A 16,521-nucleotide genomic window follows, 5' to 3' on the forward strand; every position below is an offset into this window, starting at 1 on the left:
TTCAATGTTTATAATTAAAATCAATCTTAAATTATACCACAACGGCCAATTTAATTGAATCAGATTGATAGCCTCTCTGACCTCCGAACTACAAAATCCCTACCTCATTTAGTTTTATCCGCACTCCATTTATTTGTTCGCTAATTTTATTTTTCTGATTCCTATCAAAAGTCAGTAAACTGGATCATAATTATCTAAAGTTAACCAAAGATTTCTGGCGTAGAGATAAATTGACTGCGAGAGGGCATTTTTATATAGTTCTGCCCATTGAATGCAAGCAAAGTAGCTGTCAAGCTCATGATTAGAGGAGACGCGATGACAAAAAAAATTGCACGACTGAATATAGACGGCCATGATCCAATAGAACTCCCCATTTATAGCCCAACACTTGGTAACGATGTTATCGACATTAATAAGTTGGGTGAAGCAGGAATGTTCACTTTTGATCCGGGTTTCGTCTCCACTGCGTCTTGCGAATCTAAAATCACTTTCATTGATGGGGATAAGGGCATACTGCTTTACAGAGGTTATCCAATTGAGCAATTAGCCGAAAAAAAAGATTTTCTTGATGTCAGCTACCTTCTCCTTAACGGCGAGTTGCCTAGTGAAAAAGAGAAGAAAGACTTCGTTAACTTAATTAATAACCATACAATGGTGCATCAGCAGATGTACAATTTCTTAAATGGCTTTCGCCGTGATGCCCATCCTATGGCTATTATGGTTGGTATTGTCGGTGCTTTGTCTGCTTTTTATCATGAGACAATGGATTTAAGTAATCAGCAAGATCGCTATATTTCGGCAATCCGCTTAATTGCCAAAATGCCTACACTTGCTGCAATGAGTTATAAGTATTCGATTGGGCAACCCTACATGTATCCACAAAATAAAATGTCATATGCAGAAAATTTTCTGCATATGATGTTTGGTGTGCCATCCGAAGAAACGACGCCAAATCCAGTAATTGTCAACGCAATGGATACTATTTTTACTTTGCATGCTGATCACGAACAAAATGCTTCAACCTCCACTGTTCGTTTGGCCGGTTCTACTGGTGCCAATCCTTTTGCGTGCATCTCAGCAGGTATTGGCGCATTATGGGGACCTGCTCATGGCGGTGCTAATGAAGCATGCTTGAATATGCTTAAAGAAATCGGCGACGTTAAACACATTAATCACTACATCAAGCGTGCGAAGGATAAGGATGATCCTTTCCGTTTAATGGGCTTTGGACATCGGGTTTATAAGAGCTATGATCCACGTGCAAAAGTGATGCGTAAAACCTGCCATGATGTCTTAACAGCAGTTGGCGCCCATGATGCTCCCTTATTTAAATTGGCAATGGAACTTGAGCGAATTGCATTAGAGGATGAATATTTCGTTGAGAAAAAACTTTATCCTAATGTCGATTTTTATTCTGGGATTACGCTAAGCGCGATTGGCATCCCTACGAATATGTACACTGTCATCTTTGCCTTAGCTAGAACTGTAGGATGGATGTCTCATTGGATGGAGATGGTCGCCGGAAAGTCTAAAATCGGCAGGCCTCGTCAGCTTTATACTGGAGAGAAGCAAAGAGATGTCCAATAATTTTTGTAATCAATAAGCTTCGTAAAATCCCTGAAGTATCATAAAACTTCTCATTAACCTCCCGCGGTTATCCGCGGGAACCACAAAAATCGATAATTTAAACTGATACAAACGCCCGACAGCAGATGGGACTACGATATTATCCCCAAAGGTATTCCCTAAAGCATTCACTGCTCGCCAGCCAGTACAATGGTCAGGGATTATCATTTTAAGATCAAATTGCTGCATGTCATGCACGGTATCGTAAAAGATCTTTTCAACCGAACGGCCAGATAAATGAAAGCTGCCCATTACTGCATAGAGAGGTATTTGAAAATAAATTTTTAGCCTCATGTAAGACATTAATTATGCCGGCATGAGAACAAGCAGAAAAAACCACCAAACCTTGTTACGCACGTGCACTGCAAGAAAACGTTCATCCATAATCAAAGGATCTGGAATCCACTCTTGATTGGGGAGTTGCTTAACGTGTTCTGGAAATCCCTTTCCATAACAAGTTACTCGAGGAATTTCCCACTCAAATAGAACATGTTATCCAATAACAATCGTGCATCATCAGAACTTCACCTTCAGGTCCCGCATCAAACAGAATCGAATGTTTCATCGTTCCATTTGTTGCGGTTAATAGAAGAGAAAGTCCATGTGCTCCGCAACAAAGACATTCTCCTGATAACTCATCCATCCCATGTTGTTCGAGATAATTCATTCCATGATCACATTAGCGGGCACACTCGAAAGGCTATCGGTTACATTGTCTACTATCACCTGTATTTTTCATGTATCTACTTCAACTAAATTCATCTTTACTCCAAAATGCAAATTCGCAGGAACTTAAACCCTTATAATATGAGCATTGAATAAACATTATCCCGCTTTCACCATCCGTAAGGCCCTCTTCCATCCCGAAAAATCCTCTTCAACTTGTTCATTCGTTTCTGGAATAAATTCCTGCTCATAAATCCATGACTCTTGTAAAGTATCTAAAGATCCAATGAGGCCACAACCAATAGCAGCAATTAAAGCTGCACCTTGTGCTGTTGTTTCAATATCTTGTGGCTTTTGTACGGCTAATTTGCATTGTGAGGATAAGAATTGCAAAAACCATGAGTTTGCTGCCATACCCCCATCGACCCGTAAGAGTAATAAGTCCATTTCACTACTCTCTCGCATGCAGGTAATGATTTCTCGTGTTTGGTAACACACACTCTCCAAAGCTGCACGAGCAAAATGGGCCCGATTACTGGTGCGCGCTAAGCCAACAATCATCGCTCCAGGAGTTGTGATCCAATGTGGCGCACCCAAACCAGTAAAAGAGGGTACTAAATAAACTCCGTCATTTCCTGATAAACTTTTAGCTAAAACCTCGGTGTCTGATGCGGATTTAATCAGTTTTAACTCATCACGTAACCATTTTACTGTAGTTCCAGCTTGATATAGACTACCCTCTAAACCATAATGTGTCTGCCCTTTCATGCGGTAAGCGATTGTAGTTAGCAACTTATGGTTTGATAGGATTGGTTCGCAGCCTGTGTTCATTAATAAAAACCCCCCTGTACCAAAAGTCGCTTTGATCATGCCGACACTTAGACACCGTTGTCCGATAAGTGCGGCCTGCTGATCACCAGCAACTCCTGTAATAGGGATGCTCACTCCAAAATATTTATTATCAATTAAACCGAAATCAGCATCACAGGCATAAACACGAGGTAAAATTGCATCGGGTACCGCAAAAAGTTTTAACAACTCTTCGTCCCATTCCTGCTCAACAATATTAAATAATAAAGTCCGTGAAGCATTCGTGATATCCGTTAGGTGAGCATTATTTTTGGTTAATCGCCAGATTAAAAAAGAATCAACTGTGCCAAATGCAAGTCGATTTTTGACTGCAAGCTCTTTTGCACCTGGTATGTTTTTTAATAACCAATGCAATTTGCTCCCTGAAAAATAAGGATCGGGCAATAAACCCGTTTTCTTTTGTATGCCTTCCGCTTCATCCGAGAGCGATTCGCAAAAATCATGAGTACGTCTATCCTGCCAAACAATAGCAGGGGCTAGGCATTGACCAGTTTGCTTATCCCAAATGAGTGTTGTTTCCCGTTGATTAGTTATGCCACACGCTAAAACTTTATTTTTATCGATTTGCTCAAGAACATCCTTCATTGCCTGTAAAGTTTTTTTCCAGATTTCCTCAGGATCATGCTCGACCCATCCTGGTTTTGGGTAATATTGGGTAAGAGGATATTGCCTGGATAACACTAATTTTCCCGTTGAAGTATATAACATAGCACGCGTACTGCTTGTTCCCTGATCAATAGCAAGAAGGTATGTCATTGTGTTCGATTTCCCTATTATAATTAGGTTAACAATGTTGAGATTGCCCCTAAAACCCATATGTTTTGGGGTGAAGCTCTGCCATTAATAATTTATACAGGCAGCCGATATTCCATTTTATACGCTTTTTGCGGAGACAAGAACATGGATCAAGTTTTCGATGTAGCAATTATCGGAGGAGGTATCAATGGCTGCGGTGCTGCAGCAGATGCTGCTCTACGGGGGCTTTCCGTCGTTCTTCTTGAGAAAGATGATCTTGCCTCTAAAACGTCATCTTCAAGCAGCAAGCTCATTCATGGAGGATTACGTTACTTAGAATATTACGATTTCGCATTAGTAAAAAAAGCGCTAAATGAAAGACAACTCCTCCTAAGCTTAGCTCCCCATCTTGTTACCCCGCTTTCTTTTGTTTTACCCTATCAACGTAATATGCGGCCAACTTGGTTATTAAGGACAGGGTTGTTTTTTTATGATAATTTAAGTCGCAAAAACGAACTTCCGCACGCTAAATTGATTCGTCGCATAACACAAGCGGCATATTTTTCCCCGTTAATCGATTCATACAATAAAGGCTTTTTATTTTACGATTGTGCAACTGATGACGCCCGTTTAACGATTGCCAACGCTTTGCAAGCAAAGGATGAAGGGGCTCTCATTTTAAGAGACACCCAATTAAAAGAAGCAAGAGTATCAAATAAACTTTGGCATCTCGCTATCCAACCTAAAAAAAGCCAGCAACAAGTCATTAAAGCGAAATCAGTGATTAACGCAGCAGGTCCTTGGGTTGAGTCAATTAACGAAATTCTTCACATTCCTAATCAACTAAAGATGTCATTGGTAAAAGGAAGTCACATAGTTGTACATAAGCTCTATGAAGGCAATCATGCTTATCTGTTACAAAATGATGATCAACGAATTGTCTTCATTGTCCCCTATCACGGTTACACAATGATCGGTACAACTGATGTTGCATTCAATGGTTCTTTAGATGATGTTACTATTTCCAGCGAAGAAATTGACTATTTATGTAAAATTGTGAATAGCTATTTCAATTGCCACCTAGTGAAAAATGACATCATTAATACGTGGAGCGGAGTGCGTCCCCTTATTGCCTCAGATAGTGAAAAACTGAGTTCCTTAAGCCGTGACTATATTTGCGGCTACACTGAATTCCCTGCTCCAGTGGTCACTATTTACGGAGGTAAAATTACGACTTATAGACAAGCCTCTTTAGATGCTGTAAACCAACTTCACTCTGTTTTTCCTAATTTAAATGATTCGAAATCGGCATTTAAACCTCTACCAGGCTCAACACTAAATAACTGGTCTTATAAAGAATATGTGCATCATGCGCGTGAAAAATATTTTTGGCTCGATGAATCACTCAAGGAACGATATTTAGCAAGTTATGGAACCCGAACTGAGTTACTTCTAGAAGGATGCAGCAAAATGTCTGATTTAGGGCAAGACTTTAATCACGGACTGTATCAAATTGAAGTCGATTTTTTATGTCGTGAAGAATGGGCTAAAAATTGCGATGATATCCTCTGGCGCCGCACCAAGCTTGGTTTGGATTTTAATTCGGAAGAGAAGCAGCTTTTGGCAGAGTATTTATAAGATGGATTATTTGTTCTTTTTATCTATTTCTGCACGTATCTCGCTTACATCCACTTCGATTGCTTGTCGCACTAAGTCTTTCAACATGGATTCTGGCATGGCACCCGATTCTGAATAGATGAGGATGCCTTGCTTAAAAATCATCAAGTGAGGTATAGAACGAATTTGCAGTTGATCAGCAAACTCTACTTCTTTCTCAATGTTCACCTTAGCAAATTTTATTGTAGGATTTTGCTCAGCAACACGTTCATAGACTATCCCAAATTGTTTGCACGGCGCACACCATTCTGCCCAAAAATCAATAAAAACAATTTCGTCCTTTTTGAGCAATTCATCAAATTGACCAAATTCAAGAGTGTAAGTCGACATGAGTGCTCCTTGAAGTTGATAGGCAGGACAAGATCCGATCAAAAATCGCGTCAACACTACCTATGCCGTTTACACGATGAAACCGTGGTGCATTTTTGTCTTCTTGTTCCCAATGTTTGTAGTAATTAACGAGTGGTTCTGTTTGCTGATGATATACGTCTAAGCGGCGTTTGATTGTCTCTTCTTTGTCATCATCGCGTTGTATTAGTGGTTCATCCGTAAGATCGTCCACCCCATCTTTTTTAGGTGGATTGAATTTAAGGTGGTAGACACGCCCAGAAGCAACATGGACTCTCCGCCCACTAATACGACTTATAATTTCTTCATCTGGAACTGCAATTTCAATTACGTGATCAAGTTTGATATGAGCCTCTTTTAACGCATCTGCTTGAGGAATAGTGCGAGGAAAACCATCAAATAGAAAACCTCTTTGACAATCAGGTCGCTGTAAGCGCTCTTTAACCAACGCAATAATAATTTCATCAGAAACCAATTGTCCCGCATCCATTATTTTTTTGGCACTTTTACCGAGTTCAGTCCCAGCTGCTATTGCAGAACGAAGCATATCGCCTGTAGAAATTTGCGGTATATTAAAATAGTCAATTAATTTAAGCGCCTGAGTTCCTTTCCCTGCACCAGGACCACCTAATAATATCAATCGCATCAATAAACTCCTACTTAAATTAATCCTTCTCTACCGTTTATAGTATCTTTCAAAATCCTTACACACTATTATACCGCATTCTGAACCTCGGTAAGCAAAAATATTTGTTCTCACCACAGCCTAATTGGCTTTTATCTTCTACATTGATTTAATTGCGCCTGATAAATTTGAGATCGCGCTTTTACCTTACGTGCAACTTGAATTAGCCAGGGTTTTTTTAAATATGTTTTACGCTGATACCCTCCTATCCCTTCATGATATGCCAAATACAAGCGGTACGGATCATTTCTTGGAATATGAGCAATGCGATTAGCTTGATTAGCATACCAACCGATGAAATCGACTGCGTCAGAAAACACGTCGCGCGATGCAAACATCCCTCCGCCGCCTTCGGCTTTTTTATACTGACGCCAAGTCGTTCGAAGTGCCTGGGTATACCCATAAGCAGTAGATGGCCTTTTAAAAGGAATAACCCATAAAAGTTTAGTGTGCGGGGGTCTTGCCCGGCCATCAAATTTTGATTCCTGATGAATAATGGCCATTTGCACCGGAATTGATATTCGCCATCGTCGCTCAACATCTTTGGCATCACGATACCATTGAGGGTATTGGTGAAAAATCCTGCAAATATTATTCACATCCGATGGAGGCTTACTCACACAGGAAGTAAGTAAAAAAGAAAATACAATAAGCAAAAACGTCTTAAAATTCATTTTTATTGTTATTCATCTTTAAAAGAAGTGACGTATTAGTAACAAAAAAGCTAACAAAATTAAATATTTTTGTAGATAATTATTTTTATAGCCATTATTTTTTATGATTTGACTTAAATTTAACCATTTTGTGGGTGGTTTTGCCCCACCTTGACTGATATAACCAATTCACAAACGAGTTTGTCTATGATAATTTCCCTAAAGATAATAAAAGCCCGGCTTATAAAATGAGTATTTTAGTCTTTGACATCGAAACCATCCCTGACGTGGAAGCTGGGCGAAATTTATATGATCTTCATAGTTTATCTGACGAAGAAACAGCAAATGCCCTTTTCGCTTTAAGACGGGTAAAAACAGGGAATGATTTTTTACCTCACTATTTGCAAAAAATTGTTGCTATTTCTTTGGTGCTAAGCCAAGGTCCCAATCTTAAAGTATGGTCTTTAGGGGATGAATATTCTGATGAAAAGGATCTTATTCAGCGATTTTTTTCTGGTATTGATAAATACGCACCTACTTTAGTCAGCTGGAATGGCTGTGGCTTTGATTTACCTGTCCTTCATTATCGAGCCCTTCTCCACGGTGTCTCTGCCCCCACTTATTGGGAAACGGGCGATAACCACCAATCATTCCGCTGGAATAACTACTTAAATCGCTTCCACTATCGCCATCTTGATCTCATGGACATTTTAGCTGCCTATCAAAATAAAGCTTTTGCACCTTTAGATGAAATAGCATCGATGTTAGGCTTCCCTGGAAAAATGGGTATGAGCGGTGCAAAAGTTTGGGAACAATTTTGCTCAGGTAATCTTAAAAGTATCCGCAACTATTGTGAGACTGATGTTTTAAATACTTACTGTGTTTACTTACGTTTTGAACTTATGCGGGGACTACTAAACCAAGAGGGTTACCAGCTATCCATTCAAAATTTACGTAATTACTTACAATCGGAGGCTGATAAACCTCATCTCCAAGAGTTTTTAGCAAAAATGAACTAATCTTAGATTAGGCATCTAAGAACATTGGCACGGACATTCACTATGAGAACCTTAGCGTTTAGGCGTTCATCCGCAGTATCGCTGGGGATAGAATTGGAACTACAAATCATTGACTCCCATAGTTATGCTCTTGCCTCAAGATCAAAAGATCTTATCAGAAGTATCAGGGAGCACCCCTACCAAAAACAAATAAAACCCGAAATAACACAATCAATGATTGAAATTAATTCTTCTATTCATCATTCAGTGAATGATTTACTGGAAGAGTTATATATCCTACAAGCTGAGCTATTAAATCTTGCTAGTCGTGTGAACGTCCTTTTTTGCGGTGGTGGAACCCACCCTTTTCATCGATGGTCATTGCAAAAGATATTTCCTACTAAGCGTTATAAAAATTTATCGCGGCATTACCGCTACTTATCCAAGCGTTCAACAGTCTTTGGTGAACATATCCACATCGGTTGCGCCCATCGTGAAGATGCAATTTATCTAACCCATGCCCTAGCTCGTTATGTACCTCATTTCATTGCTATCTGTGCTTCGTCTCCGTTTTATCAGGGAATAGACACAGGCTTCTATTCATCCCGCTCAACTGTTTTTAATGCATTTCCATTAAGTGGCGTCATGCCGTATCTAACAAACTGGAAAGAATTTTCGACTTATTTTTATAAATTAAAAGGCCTAGGAATCGTTGAATCAATGAAAGATTTTTATTGGGATATTCGTCCTAAACCGGAGTTTGGAACAGTAGAAATAAGGGTATGTGATACTCCGCTAACTTTAAGAAAAGCAGTAGCTATCGCCGCCTACCTCCAAGCCTTATCTCTGCATTTAATAGAAGAAAAACCAGATAAAATTGAACGTGAATTATACTATGTTTATAACTATAATCGCTTTCAAGCAAGCCGCTATGGCTTTGATGGGCAGATCATTGACCCCTTTGCTTCAACACGACGTCTAATTAAAGATGAAATTTTAGAGACAATCAAAAAAATTGAACCGTATGCAAATCAATTAAATTCAATGGATTATATTTCGGAGATTGCCCAAGAGATAAGTAATAAGAACAATGACGTCGTTTTGCTCAGGCAATTGTTAAAGCAGCATAATTCCTATCCTAAAGTGGTTGCTGAACAATGCAAAATTTGGACAAATTAGCCATTGTGCTAATCAGCACTTACCAACTCATTAATGGTCCTGGATGTGGTTTGAAAATTCTACAATAATTTTTTCAATAAAATAGCATCTTCTAGCCCATGACTATCGTTATAATAGCCTTTTTTTATTGAATCTTGTAGAAAACCAAATTTTTCATATAATGCGATAGCGGCAGTATTACTAGGGCGAACTTCTAGTACAACTGAACTTATTGCAGAATTAGCCTTGAGAGAATCGAGCACCGACTTTAGAAGCAATCGTCCGTAACCTTTTCCTTGATAAGGGGTAGAAATACATAAATTAAGGATATGACAAATATTAAAACTATATCGGCATATAATATATCCAACAATTTGTTCGGTGTTATTTATAGGCAACTCTATTACACGGCAATCATAGCCCACCAATACGCAATCACTTAAGATATCTTCTCCCCATGGAGCAAGATGTGATGATTTTTCAATTTTATAGACACTTTCAATATCACTCTGCTGCATTGGGCGTATTTTAGGCATCATATTAATCTCATCTATGCACAAAACTGTTCTATCTAAATCAAGCTCAAAAGACTCCTGTTTAATACTAAAGACTCAGCTTAACCTAGCACCAGTAAACTAGTAACTTCCAATTTTGTCACACATTATGTTTGACATACAAAAAGCCTTCATACTTTTCAATTGATAAAGCAAACAAAATATCAGTTGAGCACAACTTGTGCGCTAGTCTTTATTAAGAGATTAGCGCACAAATAAAAAATTATTCCTTTTTCTTCTTTGGCATATAAAGGTCTGTGATCGTACCCTCAAAGATTTCTGCAGCCAAACCGATTGGTTCAGAAAGCGTTGGATGTGGGTGAACAGTTAATGCAATGTCTTCCACATCACATTCCATTTCAATAGCCAAAGATGCTTCAGTAATCAAGTCTCCAGCATTTACGCCTACAATTCCTGCTCCAAGAATACGCTTAGATTTTGGATCAAATAATAGCTTAGTCATGCCTTCTTCGCGTCCAACACTTAGCGCCCGGCCACTTGCTATCCATGGGAAAACCGCTTTTTCAAACTCAATTCCCTTCTCCTTTGCTTCTTTTTCTGTAACTCCTGTCCAAGCAATTTCAGGATCAGTATAAGCAACGCTGGGAATACACTTAGGTTCGAAATAATGTTTTTTGCCCGCTATCACTTCTGCTGCAAGCCTTCCTTCAGGTATTGCTTTATGTGCAAGCATGGGCTGACTTGCTACGTCACCAATTGCATAGATATGAGGTACGTTAGTCCGCATTTGTTTATCTACTTTAATAAAGCCACGCTCATCCACATTAATACCGGCTTTATCTGCATCAATTGTCCCACCATTTGGTTTTCTACCAACAGCGACAAGCACCTGCTGGAAGCTCAATGGCTTATCAGTAGCATGTTGACCTTCCATAGAAACGTAGATGGCATCCTTTTTTGCTTCCATTGCGGTTACTTTTGTCTTCAACAAGAATTTGACGCCTTTTTTCGCCATCCTCTTCTGTAAAACATTAACTAAATCAGTATCGGCTCCAGGAATCAATTGATCCATAAATTCAACAACAGTCACTTCAACCCCCATGGCTGAGTAAACAGTCGCCATCTCTAGTCCTATGATTCCGCCACCCAAAACAAGCAAATTACCTTTGATATCGGCTAACTCTAAAGCACCCGTTGAACTGAAAATGCGTGGATCTTCGGGAATAAAGGGGAGATTAATTGATTCACTGCCTACCGCAATGATTGCGTTTTCGAAATCAATAGTCGTTTTTCCGTCTTTTCCTTGAATTGTCACCTGATGAGTGCCTGAGAGTTTGGCAACACCTGTAACAACCTCTACTTTTCGTTGTTTAGCAAGCAGCTTCAAACCACCTGTCAGTTTATTAACCACTGAATTTTTCCAGGCAACAATTTTTTTACTATCCAGTTTGGGTTTTCCAAAACTGACCCCTTGCTCTGTCATTTCATGGGCTTCATCAATCACTTTCGCGATGTGTAACAAGGCCTTGGATGGAATACAACCCACGTTTAGGCAAACCCCTCCCAAGGTATCATAGCGCTCAACTAAAACGACTTTCATACCTAAATCTGCGGCACGAAATGCAGCAGAATATCCACCAGGACCGCTACCTAATACAACCACTTGAGTTTTTATATTTAAATCAGTCATTTCATCCTCTTTACAATAATACCCGTCGTATATCGCTAAGCGCTTCACTAATAAATCGCGTAAACCGAGCAGCCTCTGCTCCATCGATAACTCGATGATCATAAGAAAGCGATAACGGTAACATCAGACGGGGCTTAAATTCACCTTTTTCATAAACAGGCTTTATGCTCGAACGAGAAAGCCCCAGTATGGCAACTTCTGGGCTATTAACAATCGGGGTGAATGCTGTGCCTCCAATTCCACCCAAGCTTGATATCGTAAAGCATCCGCCATTCATGTCAGCCGGCATCAATCCTTTATCTCGAGCTTTTGCACTTAATCGAGCCATCTCAACTGCTATCTCACTCACTGATAATTGATCAACATTCTTGATAACAGGAACAACCAGACCGTTCGGTGTTTCAACTGCTATACCAATGTGATAATAGTGTTTATAGATCAGATTTTCACCCGCAGCATCTAAAGAAGCATTAAATTGTGGATATACAGCTAAGGCCTTTGCCACAACCTTCGTTACAAATGCAAGGATCGTTAGTTTATAACCAGCTTGTTTGGCGTTTTCAGCCTCAGATTTTCTAAACGCTTCTAAATCAGTGATATCAGCTTCATCAAATTGAGTAACATGGGGAATTGTTATCCAAGAGCGATGGACATTCACCCCAGTTAGCCGCTTGATTTTATTTAATGGTTTAACCTCAATTTCACCAAATTTGCTAAAATCAACAACGGGAGCGCTCGGTACCGAAAAACCACCCATTTGTTTTTCGCTCAATTTGTTTTTTACATAAAGCTGAACATCTTCTTTAGTGATTCTGGCTTTACGTCCGGTACCTTTTACTTCCGATAAATCCACACCAAATTCACGCGCTAATCGACGAACTGCAGGTCCAGCAGAAACACTAACATTAGTAGTTCTCTCAAATGATTCGGTAGGGCGAGCTGTAGCTTTTTCTTGCTGCCCTTCTTTTTCTGCTTCTTTCGGTTTAGCCCCTGCTTGAGTTGGCTTAGTAGACTCAACTTCAACGGATTCTTCAGAGTTTAAAATTAAAATAAGGCTGCCTTGCGAAACTTTGTCGCCGACTTTAACTGAGACCTGTTCGACTACGCCTGCAGTTGGGGAAGGAATATCCATTGTCGCTTTATCACCTTCCAGGGTAATAAGGGATTGATCTTTTTCAACTCTTTGCCCAACGCTGATCATCACATCGATGACGTCAACATCTTTGGCATCACCAATATCAGGTACGCGAATCTCAAGATCTTGCGAGGCTATATTAACCTTTTCAACCTTGGTAGGTGTTTCAACCTTTTGCTCAGTTTCCTTTTCAGTTGAATCAGCAACAACAGGCTCTCGAGACTCACCTTGACCACCCACAGTTAAAGTAAGAATAACATCACCTTCAGAAACTTTGTCCCCTACTTTAACCTTTACACGACTTACTTTACCGGCTTGTGGTGAAGGAATCTCCATGCTTGCTTTATCTGATTCAAGTGTTATTAATGCAGTGTCTTTTTTTATTTCATCTCCCGGCCTTACCATGATTTCAATGACATCAACGTCAGTTGCACCACCAATATCGGGAATTTTAATTTCAATCTCATCAGCCATATTTATCCTCAGCAAACAGGTGAGCTGCAAGACTTGCTTGCAGCGTTTAGTTAATTAGTGAGTCGCTGGATCCTGTTTCTCACTGTCGATGTTATATCGCTTCATCGCGTCGATGAGCTTTGATTTAGGCATCTCACCTTGTCGCACTAGTGCTTCTATAGCGGCTAGAGCGATGAATTTAGCATCCACCTCGAAGAAATGGCGCAATTGCTTACGTGTGTCACTGCGTCCGTAGCCATCTGTACCCAAAGCAGTAAACGGTGCTGAAACAAAAGGCCTAATTTGATCTGCATACAATCGCATGTAATCAGTTGCTGCGATTATTGGATCTTGGCGATCATCAAGTAACTTGGACACATAAGCTTGGCGTGGCTTGCTATCAGGATGCATGCGGTTGTAACGCTCGACAGCTAAACCATCGCGTCTCAATTCTGTAAAACTTGTAACACTCCATATATCAGCAGTCACACCATAATCTTCTTGGAGCAATTTTGCAGCAGCGATAACTTCACGCAATATAGTTCCGCTACCTAAAAGCTGAACATGTTTCTTCGATTTCTTTTTATTTTCTTGGAGAAGGTACATCCCTTTGATAATGCCTTCTTCGACACCTTTTGGCATGTCAGGATGAGTATAGTTTTCATTCATTACTGTTATGTAATAAAACATGTTTTCTTGTTTTTCATACATCCGGTGAAGCCCATCTTGAATAATGACCGCAAGCTCATAGGCATAGGCCGGATCGTACGATTTACAATTAGGGATTGTTGAAGCCATGAGGTGACTATGTCCGTCCTGATGCTGTAAGCCTTCCCCTGCCAAAGTAGTTCGGCCTGCTGTTCCACCCAGTAAAAATCCACGTGCTTGCATATCACCCGCAGCCCAGGCTAAATCACCAATGCGCTGGAATCCGAACATCGAGTAATAAATGTAGAAAGGAATCATTACCAGTTTATTGGAGCTGTAAGAAGTAGCAGCGGCCATCCAAGAACAAAAGGCTCCTGCTTCGTTAATTCCTTCTTCAAGAATTTGCCCATCTTTTGCTTCACGATAGTACATCACTTGTTCATGATCTACGGGAGTATAAAGCTGCCCAACTGGAGAATAAATGCCAATCTGGCGGAATAAACCCTCCATACCAAAAGTACGACATTCGTCAGGAACAATTGGCACTATTCTGGAGCCAATCTCTTTATCTTTAAGCAACACTGAAAGAATGCGAACGAAAGCCATCGTGGTGGAAATTTCGCGATCGCCAGTACTTTGAGTGATTGCAGAAAAAGCGGATAAATCAGGTACTTTTAGCGGAGCAAATTCAGTATTACGGGTTGGTAGATAACCGCCTAACCCTTCACGCTGTTTATGAAGATAACGGATCTCAGGACTGTCTTCATCTGGGCGGTAGAAAGGGATATCAGTAATTTGAGCATCACTTATTGGAATGCTGAATCTATCTCGGAAAGCACGCAATTGCTCAATTGTCATTTTCTTTTGCTGATGAGTGATATTTTGCCCTTCACCCGCAGCTCCCATGCCATAACCTTTAATCGTTTTTGCAAGTATAACTGTTGGCCTACCTTTATGTTCAACGGCTTGGGCATAAGCAGCATAGACTTTTTGAGGGTCATGGCCACCACGGTTTAAACGCCAAATTTCTTCATCTGACATGTTTTCAACCATTTTCTTCAACTCAGGGTATTGGCCAAAGAAATGTTCACGCACATAAGCGCCATCATTGGCTTTATAAGCTTGATAATCACCATCAACACACTCTTCCATGCGTTTTTGCATCAAACCATTTTGGTCGCGTGCAAATAGAGAATCCCAACGTCCACCCCAGATCACTTTTATCACATTCCAGCCTGCACCTCGGAATAATCCCTCTAATTCTTGAATGATTTTGCCGTTACCACGTACAGGACCATCGAGCCTTTGTAGATTACAATTCACTACAAAAATCAAATTATCTAATTTTTCACGCGCAGCAATGGATAAAGCGCCTACTGATTCGGGTTCATCCATTTCACCATCCCCAAGAAATGCCCACACCTTGCGCCCTTCAGATTGAATTAAACCACGGTTTTCGAGGTATTTTAGAAAACGGGCTTGATAGATAGCCTGAAGCGGACCTAAACCCATTGATACGGTAGGGAATTGCCAAAAATCACCCATCAACCAAGGATGTGGATAAGAAGATAACCCATCCACTTCAACCTCTTGTCTAAATTTATCTAATTGTTGCTCAGACAGACGGCCTTCAAGGAAAGCTCGTGCGTAAATGCCAGGTGCGGAATGGCCTTGAATGTAAATTAAATCGCCGCCATGGGGACCATTAGGACCTTTGAAAAAATGATTAAACCCTACTTCGTAAAGGGTCAAAGACGATGCGTAAGTTGCGATATGCCCACCGAGCTCAGGAGCATATTTTCCGGCCCGCAAAACCATTGCTACTGCATTCCAGCGAAGTAATGCATTGATTCGTCTTCCTATCCCTTCATCAGGAGGCAATTGCTTTTCTTCATGGGGTTTGATGGTATTCCGATAAGGAGTATTTATAGCGCTTTTGAGCTGAACACCCTCAGTATTTGCTTTATTAATGAGTTCTTGAATTAGAAAAGCTGCACGTTCATTCCCATCGCTGATTAAAACAGACTGCAGAGCATCCAGCCATTCACGAGTTTCTACTGGATCAATATCGTTACTATTTTCATATGTCATTAATCTGTTCCTCTAAACATTCTGGTGAGTTTGCTTTTAAATTCATTTCGAAAAGACAACTCTTAACTACAAAGTGGTGCATGCTGCAAATATTTCTTTATTGAGCCACCATCACCGCCACCGCATGATTGCGTGCAAACTTGATAATCTTCTCGACAACTACAAGTTACTTTGCGGCATTGTAGTGGATCGCGGAAGGAATTCAACTGAAGCGCAATCATTCTTCCTTTTATGTACTGCTCATGAATATAGTGATTATAATTTTTATCCCTTATTTGAGCTGCTGCCGCTGAGCATTGTGGGCAATCATTCCGACAAACCTTAATGCAAGTTTGATATCTACTTTCGCATGTAGTTGTACAGGGTGTATTTGGCATTCGATGAATGCAAGCTGTCACAAAAAACAAGCAACTAAGGCATATTATACTGCGAGCAATGAAATTTATCATGGTTGTGCTCATAAAAATAAGGGCGGTTTACCATCGTCTACTATAATCAACATTCGTTGTTGTTTCTAGGGGCATCGGGAGCAAAAACGGAAACATCCCGGATAAGCCGCAAGCCCGGGATAGT

Annotated in this window: 13 protein-coding genes and 1 pseudogene; 4 read left to right on the forward strand and 10 right to left on the reverse strand. The window is 40.2% G+C overall.

What is annotated here, in order from left to right:
• Positions 1–315 precede the first annotated feature (315 nt).
• Complete coding sequence (gltA, locus tag LMI_RS08435; RefSeq protein ID WP_045099405.1) at positions 316–1,587, forward strand: citrate synthase; 1,272 nt, start codon at positions 316–318, stop codon at positions 1,585–1,587.
• 9 nt (positions 1,588–1,596) lie between these two features.
• Here gltA and LMI_RS15500 read toward each other — a convergent pair whose 3' ends face one another.
• The 3 genes from LMI_RS15500 to glpK form a co-directional block, all read right to left on the reverse strand.
• Positions 1,597–1,929: an MBL fold metallo-hydrolase gene (locus tag LMI_RS15500; RefSeq protein WP_045099406.1), complete on the reverse strand. Its 333-nt coding sequence runs from the start codon at positions 1,927–1,929 to the stop codon at positions 1,597–1,599.
• A 175-nt stretch (positions 1,930–2,104) separates the two neighbouring features.
• The gene (locus tag LMI_RS15505; RefSeq protein WP_175576393.1) at positions 2,105–2,293 is read right to left on the reverse strand and encodes a hypothetical protein; all 189 of its coding nucleotides are present in this window, start codon (positions 2,291–2,293) and stop codon (positions 2,105–2,107) included.
• A gap of 158 nt (positions 2,294–2,451) precedes the next feature.
• Entirely contained in the window at positions 2,452–3,918 is a 1,467-nt protein-coding gene (gene glpK, locus LMI_RS08445; RefSeq protein ID WP_045099407.1) for a glycerol kinase GlpK, read from the reverse strand.
• A gap of 144 nt (positions 3,919–4,062) precedes the next feature.
• Here glpK and glpD point away from each other — a divergent pair, with 144 nt between their 5' ends.
• Entirely contained in the window at positions 4,063–5,535 is a 1,473-nt protein-coding gene (gene glpD / locus LMI_RS08450) for a glycerol-3-phosphate dehydrogenase (protein WP_045099408.1), read from the forward strand.
• 6 nt (positions 5,536–5,541) lie between these two features.
• Here glpD and LMI_RS08455 read toward each other — a convergent pair whose 3' ends face one another.
• From LMI_RS08455 to LMI_RS08465, 3 genes are all read right to left on the reverse strand, one after another.
• Complete coding sequence (locus LMI_RS08455) at positions 5,542–5,904, reverse strand: thioredoxin family protein (RefSeq protein WP_045099409.1); 363 nt, start codon at positions 5,902–5,904, stop codon at positions 5,542–5,544.
• On the reverse strand, positions 5,885–6,568 hold the full coding sequence (adk, locus tag LMI_RS08460) for an adenylate kinase (protein ID WP_045099410.1): 684 nt from the start codon (positions 6,566–6,568) through the stop codon (positions 5,885–5,887). The genes LMI_RS08455 and adk overlap by 20 nt, the downstream gene beginning before the upstream one ends.
• Positions 6,569–6,699: 131 nt before the next feature.
• Complete coding sequence (locus LMI_RS08465; protein ID WP_045099411.1) at positions 6,700–7,281, reverse strand: transglycosylase SLT domain-containing protein; 582 nt, start codon at positions 7,279–7,281, stop codon at positions 6,700–6,702.
• A gap of 200 nt (positions 7,282–7,481) precedes the next feature.
• Here LMI_RS08465 and LMI_RS08470 point away from each other — a divergent pair.
• Together LMI_RS08470 and LMI_RS08475 are read left to right on the forward strand one after the other, a co-directional pair.
• Positions 7,482–8,279, forward strand: a pseudogene (locus LMI_RS08470) (3'-5' exonuclease); the annotation flags it as partial.
• A 42-nt stretch (positions 8,280–8,321) separates the two neighbouring features.
• Entirely contained in the window at positions 8,322–9,437 is a 1,116-nt protein-coding gene (locus LMI_RS08475; RefSeq protein ID WP_045099413.1) for a YbdK family carboxylate-amine ligase, read from the forward strand.
• Positions 9,438–9,496: 59 nt separating this feature from the next.
• Here LMI_RS08475 and rimI read toward each other — a convergent pair whose 3' ends face one another.
• From rimI to aceE, 4 genes are all read right to left on the reverse strand, one after another.
• The gene (gene rimI, locus LMI_RS08480) at positions 9,497–9,955 is read right to left on the reverse strand and encodes a ribosomal protein S18-alanine N-acetyltransferase (RefSeq protein ID WP_045099414.1); all 459 of its coding nucleotides are present in this window, start codon (positions 9,953–9,955) and stop codon (positions 9,497–9,499) included.
• Positions 9,956–10,193: 238 nt separating this feature from the next.
• Positions 10,194–11,621 carry a dihydrolipoyl dehydrogenase gene (gene lpdA / locus LMI_RS08485; RefSeq protein ID WP_045099415.1) on the reverse strand — a complete coding sequence of 476 codons (1,428 nt, stop codon included), beginning with the start codon at positions 11,619–11,621 and terminating at the stop codon, positions 10,194–10,196.
• Between the two features lie 10 nt (positions 11,622–11,631).
• Positions 11,632–13,230 carry a dihydrolipoyllysine-residue acetyltransferase gene (aceF, locus tag LMI_RS08490; protein ID WP_045099416.1) on the reverse strand — a complete coding sequence of 533 codons (1,599 nt, stop codon included), beginning with the start codon at positions 13,228–13,230 and terminating at the stop codon, positions 11,632–11,634.
• A gap of 54 nt (positions 13,231–13,284) precedes the next feature.
• A complete protein-coding gene (aceE, locus tag LMI_RS08495) occupies positions 13,285–15,948 on the reverse strand; it encodes a pyruvate dehydrogenase (acetyl-transferring), homodimeric type (RefSeq protein ID WP_045099417.1) in 2,664 nt (887 codons plus the stop codon).
• Between the last annotated feature and the right edge of the window lie 573 nt (positions 15,949–16,521).

The sequence above is a fragment of the Legionella micdadei genome, assembly GCF_000953635.1.
Taxonomy (GTDB): domain Bacteria; phylum Pseudomonadota; class Gammaproteobacteria; order Legionellales; family Legionellaceae; genus Tatlockia; species Tatlockia micdadei.